Origin of the sequence: Kitasatospora sp. NPDC051853, from assembly GCF_044452665.1 — a bacterium.
Taxonomy (GTDB): Bacteria; Actinomycetota; Actinomycetes; order Streptomycetales; family Streptomycetaceae; genus Kitasatospora.
The window spans coordinates 795,655-810,823 of sequence record NZ_JBITBY010000002.1; the positions used below are offsets into that span (position 1 = coordinate 795,655).

Annotated in this window: 15 protein-coding genes; 1 reads left to right on the plus strand and 14 read right to left on the minus strand. The window is 73.2% G+C overall.

What is annotated here, in order from left to right; all coding sequences use genetic code 11:
• Positions 1–309 precede the first annotated feature (309 nt).
• From era to ACIA8O_RS08350, 10 genes are all read right to left on the minus strand, one after another.
• Entirely contained in the window at positions 310–1,239 is a 930-nt protein-coding gene (gene era, locus ACIA8O_RS08305; RefSeq protein ID WP_345282483.1) for a GTPase Era, read from the minus strand.
• 36 nt (positions 1,240–1,275) lie between these two features.
• On the minus strand, positions 1,276–1,428 hold the full coding sequence (locus ACIA8O_RS08310; RefSeq protein ID WP_396292789.1) for a hypothetical protein: 153 nt from the start codon (positions 1,426–1,428) through the stop codon (positions 1,276–1,278).
• A gap of 109 nt (positions 1,429–1,537) precedes the next feature.
• The gene (locus tag ACIA8O_RS08315) at positions 1,538–1,891 is read right to left on the minus strand and encodes a cytidine deaminase (protein WP_396292791.1); all 354 of its coding nucleotides are present in this window, start codon (positions 1,889–1,891) and stop codon (positions 1,538–1,540) included.
• Between the two features lie 35 nt (positions 1,892–1,926).
• Complete coding sequence (locus ACIA8O_RS08320) at positions 1,927–2,916, minus strand: aldo/keto reductase (RefSeq protein WP_396292792.1); 990 nt, start codon at positions 2,914–2,916, stop codon at positions 1,927–1,929.
• A gap of 98 nt (positions 2,917–3,014) precedes the next feature.
• Positions 3,015–3,527 (minus strand): DUF4383 domain-containing protein, encoded by a 513-nt coding sequence (locus ACIA8O_RS08325; protein ID WP_396292954.1) that lies wholly within the window; start codon positions 3,525–3,527, stop codon positions 3,015–3,017.
• Between the two features lie 64 nt (positions 3,528–3,591).
• Positions 3,592–4,923, minus strand: coding sequence for a hemolysin family protein (locus ACIA8O_RS08330; protein WP_396292794.1), 1,332 nt, complete (start codon positions 4,921–4,923; stop codon positions 3,592–3,594).
• Between the two features lie 13 nt (positions 4,924–4,936).
• A complete protein-coding gene (gene ybeY / locus ACIA8O_RS08335) occupies positions 4,937–5,431 on the minus strand; it encodes an rRNA maturation RNase YbeY (protein ID WP_396292795.1) in 495 nt (164 codons plus the stop codon).
• A 14-nt stretch (positions 5,432–5,445) separates the two neighbouring features.
• Entirely contained in the window at positions 5,446–6,555 is a 1,110-nt protein-coding gene (locus tag ACIA8O_RS08340) for a PhoH family protein (protein ID WP_396292797.1), read from the minus strand.
• A gap of 179 nt (positions 6,556–6,734) precedes the next feature.
• Positions 6,735–7,652, minus strand: a complete 918-nt coding sequence (locus tag ACIA8O_RS08345) for a ribonuclease Z (protein ID WP_396292798.1) — start codon at positions 7,650–7,652, stop codon at positions 6,735–6,737.
• A 4-nt stretch (positions 7,653–7,656) separates the two neighbouring features.
• On the minus strand, positions 7,657–8,010 hold the full coding sequence (locus ACIA8O_RS08350; RefSeq protein ID WP_396292799.1) for a histidine triad nucleotide-binding protein: 354 nt from the start codon (positions 8,008–8,010) through the stop codon (positions 7,657–7,659).
• A gap of 120 nt (positions 8,011–8,130) precedes the next feature.
• Between ACIA8O_RS08350 and ACIA8O_RS08355 the strand changes: the two genes are divergently transcribed.
• Entirely contained in the window at positions 8,131–8,748 is a 618-nt protein-coding gene (locus ACIA8O_RS08355; protein ID WP_396292800.1) for a hypothetical protein, read from the plus strand.
• Here ACIA8O_RS08355 and ACIA8O_RS08360 read toward each other — a convergent pair.
• The 4 genes from ACIA8O_RS08360 to hrcA all read right to left on the minus strand — a co-directional run bounded on the left by ACIA8O_RS08360 (position 8,745) and on the right by hrcA (position 15,127).
• Positions 8,745–12,005: a PDZ domain-containing protein gene (locus ACIA8O_RS08360; protein ID WP_396292801.1), complete on the minus strand. Its 3,261-nt coding sequence runs from the start codon at positions 12,003–12,005 to the stop codon at positions 8,745–8,747. The two genes, ACIA8O_RS08355 and ACIA8O_RS08360, sit on opposite strands and share 4 nt — an antisense overlap.
• Positions 12,006–12,094: 89 nt before the next feature.
• Complete coding sequence (locus ACIA8O_RS08365; protein ID WP_396292802.1) at positions 12,095–12,844, minus strand: 16S rRNA (uracil(1498)-N(3))-methyltransferase; 750 nt, start codon at positions 12,842–12,844, stop codon at positions 12,095–12,097.
• Between the two features lie 25 nt (positions 12,845–12,869).
• Positions 12,870–14,012 carry a molecular chaperone DnaJ gene (gene dnaJ, locus ACIA8O_RS08370; protein WP_396292803.1) on the minus strand — a complete coding sequence of 381 codons (1,143 nt, stop codon included), beginning with the start codon at positions 14,010–14,012 and terminating at the stop codon, positions 12,870–12,872.
• 83 nt (positions 14,013–14,095) lie between these two features.
• Positions 14,096–15,127, minus strand: coding sequence for a heat-inducible transcriptional repressor HrcA (gene hrcA / locus ACIA8O_RS08375; protein ID WP_396292804.1), 1,032 nt, complete (start codon positions 15,125–15,127; stop codon positions 14,096–14,098).
• Positions 15,128–15,169 lie beyond the last annotated feature (42 nt).

The window sequence follows — 15,169 nt, forward strand, 5'->3', positions numbered from 1 at the left end:
GCCTTGGCCGGAAGAGACCGTCTCGGCTCAGAAGTACCGCTCAGATGCGGCCGGATGAACGCCGGACACGGGGCTGCTGAACGAACCGTGCGCGAAACCCACACGGATCACACACCGAAGATCCCGTTCTGACGAAGTGTCAGCTGATGGGAGCGCCGCCGTTGACCTCCCGGGGCACCGTCAGGGCGCGATCCGCCGCGCTCCGGCCGACCTCCACCGTGTACGCACCCGGGCGCTTCCCCGCCCCCCGCGCACGCCGACGGCCCGCACCCCCGTGAGGGGTACGGGCCGTCCGTGGCCGTCGGTGCGTCAGAAGCCGAGCTTGCGCAGCTGCTTCGGGTCGCGCTGCCAGTCCTTGGCGACCTTGACGTGCAGGTCGAGGTAGACCGGGGTGCCGAGGAGGGCCTCGATCTGCTTGCGGGCGGTGGTGCCGACGTGCTTGAGGCGGGAGCCCTTGGCGCCGATCACGATGGCCTTCTGGGACTGCCGCTCGATGTAGACGTTGGCGTGGATGTCGAGCAGCGGGCGGTCCGCCGGACGGTCCTCGCGGGGGATCATCTCCTCGACCACCACGGCCAGCGAGTGCGGGAGCTCGTCCCGGACGCCCTCCAGGGCGGCCTCGCGGATCAGCTCGGCGACCATGATCTGCTCGGGCTCGTCGGTGAGGTCACCGTCCGGGTAGAGCGGCTGGCCCTCGGGGAGCAGCTTGGTGATCAGCTCGCCGACCAGCTCGACCTGCTGGTCGCCGACGGCGGAGACCGGGATGATCTCGGCCCACTCGATGCCCAGCTCGGCACCGAGCTGGTGGACCGCGATCAGCTGCTCGGCCAGCCGCTTGGAGTCGACCAGGTCGGTCTTGGTGACGATGGCCACCTTGGGGGTCTTCTTGATCTCGGCGAGTTCCTTGGCGATGAACTTGTCGCCGGGGCCGAGCTTCTGATCGGCCGGCAGGCAGAAGCCGATCACGTCCACCTCGGCCCAGGTCGAACGGACCAGGTCGTTGAGCCGCTCGCCGAGCAGGGTGCGGGGCTTGTGCAGGCCCGGGGTGTCGACCAGCACCAGCTGGGCGTCGGGGCGGTGCACGATGCCACGCACGGTGTGCCGGGTGGTCTGCGGACGGTCGGAGGTGATCGCGACCTTCGTCCCGACCAGGGCGTTGGTCAGGGTCGACTTGCCCGCGTTGGGACGGCCGACGAAGCACGCGAACCCGGAGCGGTACGGGGAAGAAGGGCTACTCATGCGCACCATTCTCCCTGATCGTCCGAGCGGACCGGGTCAGCGGGCCTTCTTGCCCGTCGCCGCGCCCACCAACAGCAGCACGAACAGCAGCAGGGACCCGATCAGCCAGTACGGCGATCCGGTCTCGTGCCACCGCCCCAGCCCCATCAGGGTCAGCAGCACACCGGCGAGGAAAGCACAGGAACCCATGCCGGTCAGATTATCGACATGCTGTCACGGCCAGAAGGCGCGCCGCCCCCCGGCCCCCGCCGTGGGGCGGCCGGGGCCGTCCCCCGGCCCCGGCCCGCCGGAGAACGCGTCAGAACGCCCGGCGGAAGGCCCCGTCCGGGCCGGCCAGCAGCACCGGGGCGGACGGGCCCCCCAGGTCGCGGACGGCGGCCAGGTCGCCCTCGGCCGGTGCCTCGGCCTCGGTCACCACGGCGGCGGCCTCCAGGCCCTTGGCCCCGCTGGCCACGGCCATCGCCACGGCGGTCTGCAGCGCCGTCAGCCGCAGCGAGGGCAGCTCCACGGTGCCGGCCACGTACGTCCGCCCGGTCTCGTCGCGGACGGCGGCCCCCTCGGCCACGCCGTTGCGGGCGCGGGCCGAGCGGGCCAGCGTGATGATCTTCTTGTCCTCGGGGTCCAGCGCGGTCTGCTCAGTCTGATCGGTCATGCCGCCGAGCATAGGAGACCGGCCGCGGGCGGCGCTCAGACGTCCAGCAGGTCGCCCTTCCCGGCCGGTGCGAAGGCGGCCAGCGCCTCGTCCACCCGGGCCAGGTCGGCCGCCGAGAGCCGGACCGCGGCCGCCGCGCAGTTGTCGGCGATGTGCGCCGGGGTGCGGCTGCCCGGGATCGGCACCACGTGGTCGTCCTGGTGCAGCAGCCAGGCCAGCGCCAGCCGGCCGGGGCTCAGCTCCAGCTCGGCGGCGATCGCCCGGACCGGCGCGTAGCGGTCGTTGTTGGCCCGCAGGTTGGCCTCGTCGAAGCGCTCCAGGTTCTTCCGGAAGTCGCCCTCCCCCAGCTGCTGCACGGTGCCGGTCAGGAAGCCGCCGCCGAGCGGGCTCCAGGCCACCAGCCCGACGCCCAGCTCCCGGGCGGCGGCCAGCAGCGCCGGATCGGCCGGCTGCCACATCGACCACTGCACCTGCACCGCCGCCACCGGGTGCACCGCGTGCGCCTCGCGCAGCTGGGCGGCGGTCACGTTGGACAGTCCGAGGTGGCGGACCAGCCCGGCCTCCACCAGCTCGGCCACCGCGCCGACGGTGTCGGCCAGCGGCACCCGCGGGTCCGGGAAGTGCGGGTAGTAGAGGTCGATCACGTCGGTGGCCAAGTTGCGCAGCGACTGCTCGGCGTAGCCCCGGACGTACTTCGGCTCGGCGTTGACCGCCAGCTCGCCGAAGGCGTAGCCGACCGGGAAGCGGTGCGCCTCGGCGCCCTCCGGGATGCGGAAGCCGAACTTGGTGGCCAGCACCACCTCGTCCCGCCGCCCGGCCAGCGCCCGGCCGAGCAGCCGCTCGTTGTGGCCGTCGGCGCCGTAGCCGTCCGCGGTGTCGAACATGGTGACCCCGGCGTCCAGGGCGGCCAGCACCGCCCGCTCGCCGCGGTCGTCGTCGGTCTCCCCGTACATGCCGGGCGAGAGCACCATCGCCCCGAAGCCGATCGGGGCGGTGCTGAGCGTACCCAGGGTGCGGGCGGTCATCGGGATCTCCTCGTGCGTGGGTGACGTACGTGAAGATCCCTTCCTACCGCCGGAACTGACGCCCCGTCAGGTGAATTCCCGGAACCGGCGGCGTCGTCTCAGTGCCCGGGCACCGCGGGCGGCCCGGTCGGGCCGCGCAGGGCCTCGGCGTAGCGGGCGTGCCGCTCGCGCCAGTACGGGTTGTCGTGCGGCAGGTGGCGGCTGACCCGGCCGTACATGCCGAAAGTGGCGACCGTCAGGCCGAACAGGAAGCTGAAGATCACGTTGGTCATGCCGAAGGCCAGGAAGTTGGCGTCCGAGTCCAGGATCATCAGCCCGACGAAGCCGGCCCCGACGAAGACCGTGCCGACCACCATGTTGATCCAGGAGGCCACGTTGCCCCCGATCGCGGCGCCGGCGATCAGCACCAGGCCGACCAGCACCGAGAGCAGCCCGAGCAGACCGTTGCTGCTCATGCCGGCCACCCGGTCCCCCTGGGTGTCCAGGAAGCCCGGGCGGTCCAGCAGTCCGAGGATGCCGAAGAACAGCAGGAAGACCCCGCCCAGCCCGGCCCCGTAGCGGTAGACCTGCGCCAGCCGGTGGTCGACCGGCAGGTCGTCCTTGAGCTTCAACACGGCGTGCCTCCCGCGGATCGCGTGGCCGGGCCCCCGCTGTCCACGCTACTCCTGGGGCCGGCTACTCCTCGGGGCCGTCGCCCTCCCCGGGCCCGTCCTCCTCCCGCACCGGCGCGGCCAGCACGGTGCCGATCCGGTTGCGGCGCCCGGCCGCGCTCTCGGCGGTGAGCCGGATCGCGGTCAGCTCCGAGCCGGAGTCCTCCGGCACCGGGAGGTCGACCGAGGAGCCCGGGATCGGCACCCGGCCGAGGTGCTTGGCCAGCAGGCCGCCGACCGTCTCCACGTCCTCGTCCTCCAACTGGAGGCCGAACAGCTCGCCGAAGTCCTCCACCAGCAGCCGGGCGGTGATCCGGTACGAGCCGTCACCGAGGTCCTCGACCGGCGGGAGCTCCCGGTCGTACTCGTCGGTGATCTCGCCGACGATCTCCTCCAGGATGTCCTCGATCGTCACCAGCCCGGCGGTGCCGCCGTACTCGTCGATCACGATCGCCACGTGCGAGCGCATCTGCTGCATCTCGCGCAGCAGGTCCGCGGCCGGCTTGGAGTCCGGGATGAAGACCGCCGGGCGCATCACCGAGGAGACCGGCTCGGACTCCGACTCCCGGTTGATGTGGGTGCGCCGGACCAGGTCCTTGAGGTAGACGATGCCGACCACGTCGTCCTCGTTCTCGCCCACCACCGGGATGCGCGAGAAGCCGGAGCGCAGCGCCAGGGTGAGGGCCTGACGGACCGTCTTGTGACGCTCGATCATCACCAGGTCGGTGCGCGGCACCATCACCTCGCGGACGATGGTGTCGCCCAGCTCGAAGACCGAGTGCACCATCCGGCGCTCCTCGTCCTCGATCAGGTCGTCCTTCTCCGCCAGGTCCACCAGGGCCCGCAGCTCGGCCTCGGAGGCGAACGGCCCCTCCTTGTACCCCTTGCCCGGGGTGAGCGCGTTGCCCAGCAGGATCAGCAGCTTGGGGATCGGCCCGAGCACCCCGGCCAGCGGGAGCAGCACGAAGGAGGCCGCGGTGGAGGTGGTGAGCGGGTGCTGGCGGCCGATCGTGCGGGGCGAGACGCCGACCGCGACGAAGGAGACCAGCACCATCACGGCGAACGCCAGCAGCACCGCCTGCCAGGTCGGGTGGACGCTGCGCACGCAGACCACGGTGACCAGGACGGCGGCCGCCATCTCGCTGGAGACCCGGATCAGGGTCGCCAGGTTGAGGTAGCGGATCGGGTCGGAGGCCAGGGTCAGCAGCCGGTCGGCCCCGCGCCGCCCGGCCCGGACGGCCTCCTCGGCGCGGAACCGGGAGACCCGGGAGATGCCGGCCTCGGCGCAGGCCGCCAGCCAGCCGAGCACGACGAGCAGGAGAGCCCCGACCAGGAGGCTCGTACTGTTGCCACTCACAGACGGCCGGGCCTCAGTGGGTGGTCGGGGCCGGGGAGATCGCGGACAGGCCGCGCCCCTCTCGCCAGTCGTCCAGGATGCGCTTCTGGAGGCCGAACATGACCTCCTTCTCCTCCGGCTCCTCGTGGTCGTAGCCGAGCACGTGGAGCACCCCGTGGACGGTGAGCAGCTGCAGCTCGTCGTCCATCGAGTGCTTGGTCGGGGCGTCCAGGCCCTGCTGCTTGGCCACCTCGGGGCAGAGCACGATGTCACCGAGCAGGCCCTGCGGCAGGTCCTCGCCCTCCTTGCCGGGGCGCAGCTCGTCCATCGGGAACGACATCACGTCGGTGGGACCGGGGAGGTCCATCCACTGGATGTGCAGCTCCTCCATCTGGGCGCTGTCGACCAGGATGACGGAGAGCTCCGCCTGCGGGTGGATCCGCATCTGGTCGAGGGCGTAGCGGGCGACGTCGAGGATGGACTCCTCGTCGACCTCCCAGTCGGACTCGTTGGCGATGTCGATCGACATGACGGGCTGGTTACTCAGCTTTCGGTGCGATGGGACTGGCGGGGGGCACGGGCGCCCTTCCGCTGGACGGGCTTGCGGGCGGCCGGGGCCTCGGCGGCCTCCTGCTGGGCGTCCCAGCGCTCGTAGGCGTCCACGATCCGGCCGACCAGCTTGTGGCGGACCACGTCGGTGCTGGTGAGCACCGAGAAGTGGATGTCCGGCACGTCGGCGAGGATCTCCTGGACGACCTTGAGGCCGGAACGGGTGCCGTTCGGGAGGTCGATCTGGCTGGTGTCACCCGTCACCACGACCCGGGAGTTGAAGCCCAGGCGGGTGAGGAACATCTTCATCTGCTCGGGCGAGGTGTTCTGGGCCTCGTCCAGGATGATGAAGGCGTCGTTGAGGGTCCGGCCGCGCATGTAGGCGAGCGGGGCGACCTCGATGGTGCCCGCGGCCATCAGCCGGGGGATGGAGTCCGGGTCCATCATGTCGTGCAGCGCGTCGTAGAGCGGGCGCAGGTACGGGTCGATCTTCTCGTAGAGGGTGCCGGGCAGGAAGCCCAGCCGCTCCCCCGCCTCGACGGCCGGCCGGGTCAGGATGATCCGGTTGATCTCCTTGGCCTGGAGGGCCTGGACGGCCTTGGCCATCGCCAGGTAGGTCTTGCCGGTGCCGGCGGGGCCGAGGCCGAAGACGACGGTGTGCTTGTCGATCGCGTCGACGTAGCGCTGCTGGTTGAGCGTCTTGGGGCGGATGGTGCGGCCCCGGTTGGACAGGATGTTCGCGGTGAAGACCTCGGACGGGGCCGGGTGGTCCGGGTCCTCGGCGGCGTTCCTGAGCATGGCGATGGAACGCTCCACGGCGTCCTCCGTCAGCGGTTGGCCGGTGCGCAGCACCAGCATCATCTCGTTGAACAGCTGCTGGACCAGGGCCACCTCGGCGCGCCCGCCGGTTGCGGTCACCTCGTTGCCGCGGACGTGGATGTCGGCGTCCGGGAAGCCCTGCTCGATCACCCGGAGCAGCGAGTCGGTCGCCCCGAGCAGGGTGACCATCGGGTGCTTCTCGGGGATGGTGATCCGGGCGGTGGCGGCGGCGTCCCCGTGGGGACGCGACTGTCCATTGGTACGGGTCTGCGGTGTCTCAGTCATGGGTCGGCCGCTCGGGCCTGCCTCATCCCATCCGTCGTCTAGGGGTGCCGCTCGGTTCTCCGGGGTCACCAGGGTACGCCGCGCACCCGGTCACTGCGGTGACGCGGCTTCCGATGGTCCGGGAGGAAGCGTGTGGATGCGAGTGGTTTTCCGTGTGCCCGCGTGCCTCGCCGGCCGGCTCACCGTCGCGGCGGTACGGCTACCCGGGCCAGGTCCTGGGCAATCACCAGCTCGCCGTCGAAGTGCTTGCGGGCCTCGGCCAGATGACCGCTCAGGTCCGGGTAGCGCTGGGAGAAGTGGGTCAGCACCAGGGTGCGCACCCCGGCCTCGGCGGCGGCCCGGGCGGCCTGGGCGGCGGTGAGGTGGCCGTGCTCCTCGGCGAGGTGGGCCTCGGACTCCAGGAAGGTCGCCTCGATCACCAACAGGTCGGTGCCGTCGGCGAGTTCGGCGACGCCCTCGCAGAGCCGGGTGTCCATCACGAAGGCGAACCTCTGGCCCGGGCGGGGCTCGCTGACCTCGGCCAGGGTGACGGTCCGTCCGTCCAGCTCGACCGCGCCGTCCCGCTGGAGGCGGCCGACGGCCGGGCCGGCGATGCCCAGTTCCCTCAGCCGGGCCGGGATCAGCCGGGTCGAGTCCGGCTCGGCGAGCCGGTAGCCGAAGGAGTCCACCGGGTGCGAGAGCCGGACGGCGCTCAGCTCGAAGGCGGCGCCCGGGGCGGTCAGCGGGCCGGGCTCCTCGATCGGGCGGGGGCGCAGTTCGGCGGTCTCGTGGAAGGCGGTGGCGTGCCGCAGCCGGTCGAAGAAGACCTGGCCGGTGGCGGGGTAGTAGGCGTCCACCGGGTGCGGCACCCTGTCGAGGTTGATCCGCTGGATCACCCCGGCCAGGCCCAGCGAGTGGTCGCCGTGGAAGTGCGTGACGCAGAGCCTGGTCAGCTGGGTGGCGGAGACCCCGGCGTGCAGCATCTGACGCTGCGTCCCCTCGCCGGGGTCGAACAGCAGGCCCTCGCCGTCCCAGCGGAGCAGGTAGCCGTTGTGGTTGCGGTGCCGGGTGGGCACCTGGCTGGCGGTGCCGAGGACGACGAGTTCGCGCTGGGACACCGGATCAGACCAGGCCCTCGTGGAGCGTGCGGCCGCCGAGCACGTGCACGTGGGCGTGGAAGACCGTCTGGCCCGCGCCCGCACCGGTGTTGAAGATCAGCCGGTAGGAGTCCAGGCCCTCGTCCTTGGCCACCTCGCCGGCCTCGGCCAGCAGCTCGCCGGCGATCTCCGGCTCGGCGGCGGCGAGTTCGGCCGCGTTCGGGTAGTGGGCGTGCGGGATCACCAGGACGTGGGTGGGCGCCTGCGGGTGGATGTCCCGGAAGGCGAGCGTGCGCTCGGTCTTGCGGACCACGGTGGCCGGGATCTCCCCCGCCACGATCTTGCAGAACAGGCAGTCGGACTGCGGCTCGCCGGCCATCACGGTCTCCTCGCTGGTCGTTCCGGATACGGTCGCAGCCTAGCCCAGGGCCTGCCTCCCGGGTGGGGGCCTGTGGTACGTTTCCCGGCCGTCCACCGCCCCTCCCCCACGGAGCGTCACATGCGCCGCCTGCCCGCCCTGTTGAGCACCGCCGCCCTGGTCGGGGCGCTGCTGGCCGGGGCCGTCGTGCCCGCCGAGGCGAAGAGCGGGGGCAGCAGCAGTAGCAGCGGCAGCAGGAGCGGCAGCAGCAGCGGGGGGTCGAAGGGCAGGACGACCAGCTCGGGAGGTTCGGACAGCGGCGGCTCCACCACCGGCGGGGTGTCCAAGCCCACGGCGGGGACCGGCGGTTCGGACAGCGGCGGCTCCGGCACCGGCGGCTCGTCGACCGGCGGCGGGGTGTCCAAGCCCACGACCGGGACCGGCGGTTCGGACAGCACCCTGACCACCTCCGGGGTGGGCGGCACCACCTCCGGGACCGGCGCGACCCGGCAGCCCGGCACGGGCACCTCCTCGTCCCCGGCCCCGACGCCCAGCCCCTCCGTCGACCTCTCCAAGGCCCCGAACGCCGCGCCGTCCCCGACCGTGGTCGGCAAGCAGCCCGCCAAGGCCAAGAAGAAGAAGTCCTCCGGCGGCCTCGGCGGGCTGCTGATCCTGCTGCTCCTGCTGCCGCTGCTCCTGATCGGCGGCCTGGTGCTGTTCCTGGTCCGGCGCGCCCGCCGGCACCAGGACGGTCACTAGAGTCCGGGCAGCTCCGGGGCGGTGACGGCCGGGCGCTCGGCCAGCGCGGCGAGTGCGATGCGGACGCCCTCGGCCAGCTGCGGGTCCTCGCCGTCGGCCCACTGGTGCGGGGCGATCGGGACCTCGACGTCCGGGTCGACGCCGTGGTTCTCCACGCCCCAGCCGTAACCCTCCAGCCAGAACGAGTACTTGGGCTGGGTGACACCGGTGCCGTCGACCAGGCTGTAGCGGCCGTCGATGCCGATCACGCCGCCCCAGGTGCGGGTGCCGACCACCGGGCCGATGCCGAGCGCCTGGATCGCCGCGTTGACGATGTCGCCGTCCGAGCCGGAGAACTCGTCGGCCAGCGCCACCACCGGGCCGCGCGGCGCGTCCTGCGGGTACGGGGCGGGGGTGGCCAGGTCGCGGGCGTAGTCCCAGCCGACCACCCGGCGGTTGAGCTTCTCGATGATCAGCTGGGAGGTGTGGCCGCCGCGGTTCTCCCGCAGGTCGACGATCACGCCCTCCTTGGACATCTCCACCCGCAGGTCGCGGTGGATCTGGGCCCAGCCGCCCACCTGCATGTCCGGGACGTGCAGGTAGCCGAGCCGCCCGTCGGAGAGCGCCCGGACGGCGGCCCGGCGGCCGGCCACCCAGTCGTGGTAGCGCAGCGCCTCCTCGTCGGCCAGCGGCACCACCACCGGGTGGCGCTCGGTGCCGTCCGGGCCGGCGACGGTGAGCTCGACCGGCTGGCCGGCCGTGCCCGCCAGCAGCGGGGCCGGGCCGGTGACCGGGTCGACCGGGCGGCCGTTCACCGCGAGCAGCGCGTCTCCGGGACGGACCGCCGCGCCGGGGGCGGCCAGCGGGGAGCGGGCGCGCGGGTCGGAGGACTCGCCGGGCAGCACCCGGGCCACCCGCCAGACCTCACCGTCCTTCACCAGGTCGGCGCCGAGCAGCCCCTGACGGCGCGCCGCCTCGGTGCCCCGGCCGGGCGGCATCACGTAGGCGTGCGAGGTGCCGAGCTCGCCGACGGTCTCCCAGAGCAGGTCCACCAGCTCGTCGTGGCTGCCGACCCGGTCCACCAGCGGCCGGTAGCGGTCCAGGATGCCGTCCCAGTCCACCCCGCCGAGGTCGGCGCGCCAGAAGTTGTCCCGCATCAGGCGGCCGTTCTCGTCGAACATCTGCCGCCACTCGGCCGCCGGGTCGACGGTGATCCGCAGGCGGTCCAGGTCCACCGTCAGGTCGTCGTCCTCGCCCGCCTTGTGGTCGGCCGGGACCACCCGGACGGTGCCCTGGTCGAGGACCACCACCCGGCCGGCGTCGCCGCTGAGCGCGAAGCCGTCCAGCTCGGAGACCAGCTCCTCGGCCCGGCGCTTCTTGAAGTCGAAGCGCTCCAGCACCGGGCGGGCCTCGTCGTCGTCCAGCGAGGCGGCGTTGTCGCCGAGCATGCCGAGCAGCGGGTACCTGGTCCAGAGCACGCCGTCCTTGACCGCGCGCAGGCCGCCGAACTGGCCGCCCTCGACCGGGAACGGGATGATCCGGTCGGCGATCCCGTCCAGGTCGACCCTGGTCTCGGGGGCCTTCTCCTTCCCGTCCTCGCCGTCCTTCTTCTCCTCGTCCTTCTTGGCCGCCGGCTCCTCGTCCTCGCCGGTGACCGAACGCCCGGCCCGCTGCGGGCCGAACGGCGACGGGGTGTCGGCTGCCAGGGTGACCAGGTACGGGCGGGCACCGGTCGGGAAGGAGAGGTCGAAGACGTGCGCGTCGTAGACCGGGTCGAAGTTGCGGACCGAGAGGAAGGCCAGGTGCCTGCCGTCAGTGGTGAAGGCCGGCGCGTAGTCGACGAAGCGCTGCGGGGTGACCTCGGCCACCGAACGGTCCGTCAGGTCGGCCAGCACGATCTGCCGCAGCGACTCGGCGCCGAGGGCCGGCTGCGACCAGGCCAGGTGGCGCGAGTCCGGCGAGAAGGCCAGGCCGGTGACCTCGCCCTGGCCGCTGCGGGCCAGCTCGTGCAGGGTGCCGTCGGCCAGCACCAGCTGGAGCACCCGGCCGTCGTGCACGGCCAGCGCCAGGCTGGCGCCGTCCGGAGCGACCACCATCGAGTGCACCCGGCCGAGCTGACCGGCGGCCAGCACCCGGCGCTCGGCGCCCAGCGCCTCGGGCGCGTGCACCAGGGCGTCGTCGCCCTGGGCGTCGGTGATCCAGACCGCGCCCTGCGGGCCCCGGACGCCGTCCGCGCCCTCGGCCCCGGGCACCACCCGGGCCAGCCGGTTGCGCACCCCCGGGGTCTCGTCCAGCACCCGGGCCGGGCCCTCCTGGTGGGTCAGCCAGTGCACCGAGCCGCGGACCACCACGGCGCTGGCACGGCCGGTGCGGTCCGGCGCGACGGTCTCCAACTGCCCTGCGGCGGCCACCGGGTGGGGGCGGCGGCCGGAGCGGGGGCCGGACGGGCGGACGTCCAGGCGGCGCGGCTCGGCACCGTCCAGGTCGTCCAGCAGCCAGAGGTCACCGGCGCTGTGCCAGACCACCCGGGTGCCGTCGGTGGTGGCGTTGCGGGCGTAGAACCCGCCCTGGTCAGCGGTGTGCCGGCGCAGGTCCGAGCCGTCCGGGAGGCTGGAGTAGAGCTGCCCGGTGCCCTCGTGGTCGGCCAGGAAGGCGATCCGGCCGCCGACCCAGAGCGGCGAGTCGATGTTCGCCCGGCCGTCCAGCCCGGCGTGCAGGCGGGTGAACTCGCCGCCGCGCTCGCCGATCCAGAGCTTCCCGGCGGTGCCGCCCCGGTAGCGCTTCCAGTACGCCGGCTCGGTGCCCAGCGGGGCCAGCAGCAGCGTCCGCGGGCCGCCCGGCTCCTCGGCCAGCCCGCCGACCGGCCCGAACGGCAGCCGCTCCGGCTCGCCGCCGTCCAGCGGGATCGCGAAGGCCCAGCTGCGGCGCATGGTCTCCTGCCCGGCGGAGCTCACCGCGACCGGGCGGCCGTCGGCGGTCCAGCCGCGCAGCCGGGTGCGGGGCGCGCCCCAGTGGGTCAGCCGCCGGGACGGGCCGCCCTCGGCGGGGGCCACGTGGATCTCCGGCGCACCGTCCCGGGTGGAGGTCCAGGCGACGTGCCGGCCGTCCGGCGAGAACCGCGGGTGGCTCACCGGGACCTGATCGGCCGTCAGGCGCCAGGCCCGGCCGCCCTCGATCGGGGCCAGCCAGATGTCGTCCTCGGCGACGAAGGTCAGCAGGTCGCCGTGCAGATGGGGGTGGCGCAGGTAGGCGCCGGCAGAGGTCGTCACGGCGGCCACCCTATGCAGGGGGTCGGCCCACGGCCATGCGTTTCTTTGTCAGCGAACCCTTCGGCCGGGGACGGCCCGCCGACGGCCCGCGGCGGCCGTCAGCCCCAGCGGCCGGTGCGGCCCAGCAGCAGGGCGCCGGCCGCGACGCCGGCGGTGGAGGTGCGGAGCACGGAGGGGCCCAAGCGGTGCGGCTTCGCCCCGGCCCCGGCGAAGGCGGCCAGCTCGTCCGGGGAGACGCCGCCCTCCGGACCGACCACCAGCACCAAGTCCCCGGTGGCCGGGAGGGCGGCGGTGGCCAGCGGCTCGGAGCCCTCCTCGTGCAGCACGGCGGCGAAGGCGGCGGCGGAGAGCAGCGGGGCCAGCTGACGGGTGGTCACGAGGTCCCGGACCTCGGGGAAGCGCAGCCGGCGGGACTGCTTGCCGGCCTCCCGGGCGGTGGAGCGCCACTTGGCCAGCGCCTTGGCGCCCCGGTCGCCCTTCCACTGCGTGATGCAGCGGGAGGCGGCCCAGGGGATCACCACGTCCACCCCGACCTCGGTCATGGTCTCGACCGCGAGCTCGCCCCGGTCGCCCTTGGGCAGCGCCTGGACCACCACGATCCTCGGCGCCGGCTCCGGCTCCTGACGGACCGCCAGCACCTCGACGTCCAGCGCGTCCTTGCCGTGCACGGCCGTCACGGCGCCGTCCACGCCGAGGCCCAGGCCGTCCGCCAGGGTGACGGCCTCGCCGGGCTCCAACCGCTTGACCGCCGCCGCGTGCCGCCCCTCGGGCCCGTCCAGCCGCACCACCGAGCCGGGGGCGGCCCCGGCGAGCAGTGCGGACTCCACGACGAACACGGGGGCGGTCATGCGGTGCTACTCCTTCGGGCCGCCGTCAGCGGCCGTTGAACGCGTCCTTCAGGCGGGAGAACAGGCCCTGCTGGCCCGGTGCGAACTGGCCCGACGGCCGCTCCTCGCCGCGCAGCACGGCGAGCCGCCGCAGCAGCTCCTCCTGCTCCGGGTCGAGCTTGGTCGGCGTCTGCACCTCGACGTGCACTATCAAGTCGCCACGGCCGCCGCCGCGCAGGTGGGTGACGCCCCGTCCGTGCAGCGGGATCGACTGGCCGGACTGGGTGCCGGGCCGGATGTCGACCTCCTCCAGGCCGTCCAGGGTCTGCAGCGGCACCTGGGTGCCGAGCGCGGCGGCCGTCATCGGGATGGTGACGGTGCAGTGCAGGTCGTCCCCGCGCCGCTGGAAGGTCGGGTGGCTGGTCTCGGCGATCTCGACGTAGAGGTCACCGGCGGGGCCGCCGCCGGGGCCGACCTCGCCCTCGCCGGCCAGCTGGATCCGGGTGCCGTTGTCCACACCGGCCGGGATCTTGACCGTCAGGGTGCGGCGGGCGCGGACCCGGCCGTCGCCGGCGCACTCGGGGCACGGGGTCGGCACCACGGTGCCGAAGCCCTGGCACTGCGGGCAGGGGCGGGAGGTCATGACCTGGCCCAGGAAGGACCGGGTGACCTGGGAGACCTCGCCCTTGCCGCGGCACATGTCACAGGTCTGCGCCGAGGTGCCGGGGGCCGCGCCCTCGCCGTTGCAGGTGGTGCAGGTGACGGCGGTGTCGACCTGGAGTTCCTTGGTGGTGCCGAAGGCGGCCTCCTCCAGGGTGATCTCCAGCCGGATCATCGCGTCCTGGCCGCGCCGGGTGCGCGAGCGCGGGCCGCGCTGGCCCGAGGCCGCGCCGAAGAACGCGTCCATGATGTCGGAGAAGCCGAAGCCCGCCGCGCCCGCGCCGAAGCCGCCGGCCCCGCCGCCGCCGTTGGGCGAGAGCGGGTCGCCGCCGAGGTCGTAGACCTGGCGCTTGGCCGGGTCGGAGAGCACCTCGTAGGCGGCGTTGATCTCCTTGAACCGCTCCTGGGTCTTGGGGTCCGGGTTGACGTCCGGGTGCAGTTCGCGGGCGAGGCGCCGGAACGCCTTCTTGATCTCGTCCTGCCCCGCATCCCGTCGGACGCCGAGTACCGCGTAGTAGTCCGTGGCCACCAAATGCTCCGCTTGTTCCGCCTCTAGAAGTGCTGCGACTGGTCCTGAACAGTGCTGTTCTTCGAGCTGTTCCTACGACTCGCCTACGACTCGGCCAGGATCTGGCCCACGTACCTCGCCACCGCTCGCACCGCCCCCATTGTGCCCGGGTAGTCCATCCGGGTCGGTCCGATCACGCCCAGCTTCGCGACACTCTGATCGCCCGAACCGTAACCGACCGAGACCACCGAGGTGGAATTGAGGCCCTCGTACGCGTTCTCGTGGCCGATCCGGACCGTCATCCCCGCGTCCGCCGTCTCACCCAGGAGACGGAGCAGGACGACCTGCTCCTCCAGGGCCTCCAGCACCGGCTGGATGGTGAGCGGGAAGTCGTGGCCGAAGCGGGTCAGGTTGGCCGTGCCGGCCAGCATGATCCGCTCCTCGTTCTGCTCCGCCAGGGTCTCGAACAGGGTGGCCAGCACGGTGGAGACCGTCGGCCGGTCGGCGGGCTCGAAGGTGGACGGGAGGTCCTCCAGCAGGCCCGGGACCTCCGGCAGCGGGCGGCCCACGGCCTGGGCGTTCAGCCGCGAGCGCAGGTCCGCCAGGACCGTCTCGCCGACCGCGCCCGGGCAGTCCACCATCCGCTGCTCGACCCGGCCGGTGTTGGTGATCAGGACCAGCATCACCTTGGCCGGGGCCAGTGCCACCAGCTCGACGTGACGGACCGTCGAACGGCTCAGCGAGGGGTACTGGACCACCGCGACCTGCCTGGTCAGCTGCGCCAGCAGCCGGACCGTGCGGGCCACCGTGTCGTCCAGGTCCACCGCGCCGTCCAGGAAGTGCCGGATGGCCCGGCGCTCCGGGGAGCTCATCGGCTTGATCTCGGCCAGCCGGTCCACGAACAGCCGGTACCCCTTGTCGGTGGGGATCCGGCCGGCGCTGGTGTGCGGCTGGTGGATGTAGCCGTCCTCCTCCAGGGCCGCCATGTCGTTGCGCACGGTGGCCGGGGAGACGCCAAGGTTGTGCCGCTCGACCAAGGCCTTGGAGCCGACCGGCTCCTCCGTCCCGACGTAGTCCTGGACGATGGCGCGCAGCACCGCGAGCTTGCGGTCGTCCAACGGCCGCTCGCCGTACATGGCACCCACCTCCCTCTCGGCCAGGCCTGCTGGCACTCAGAC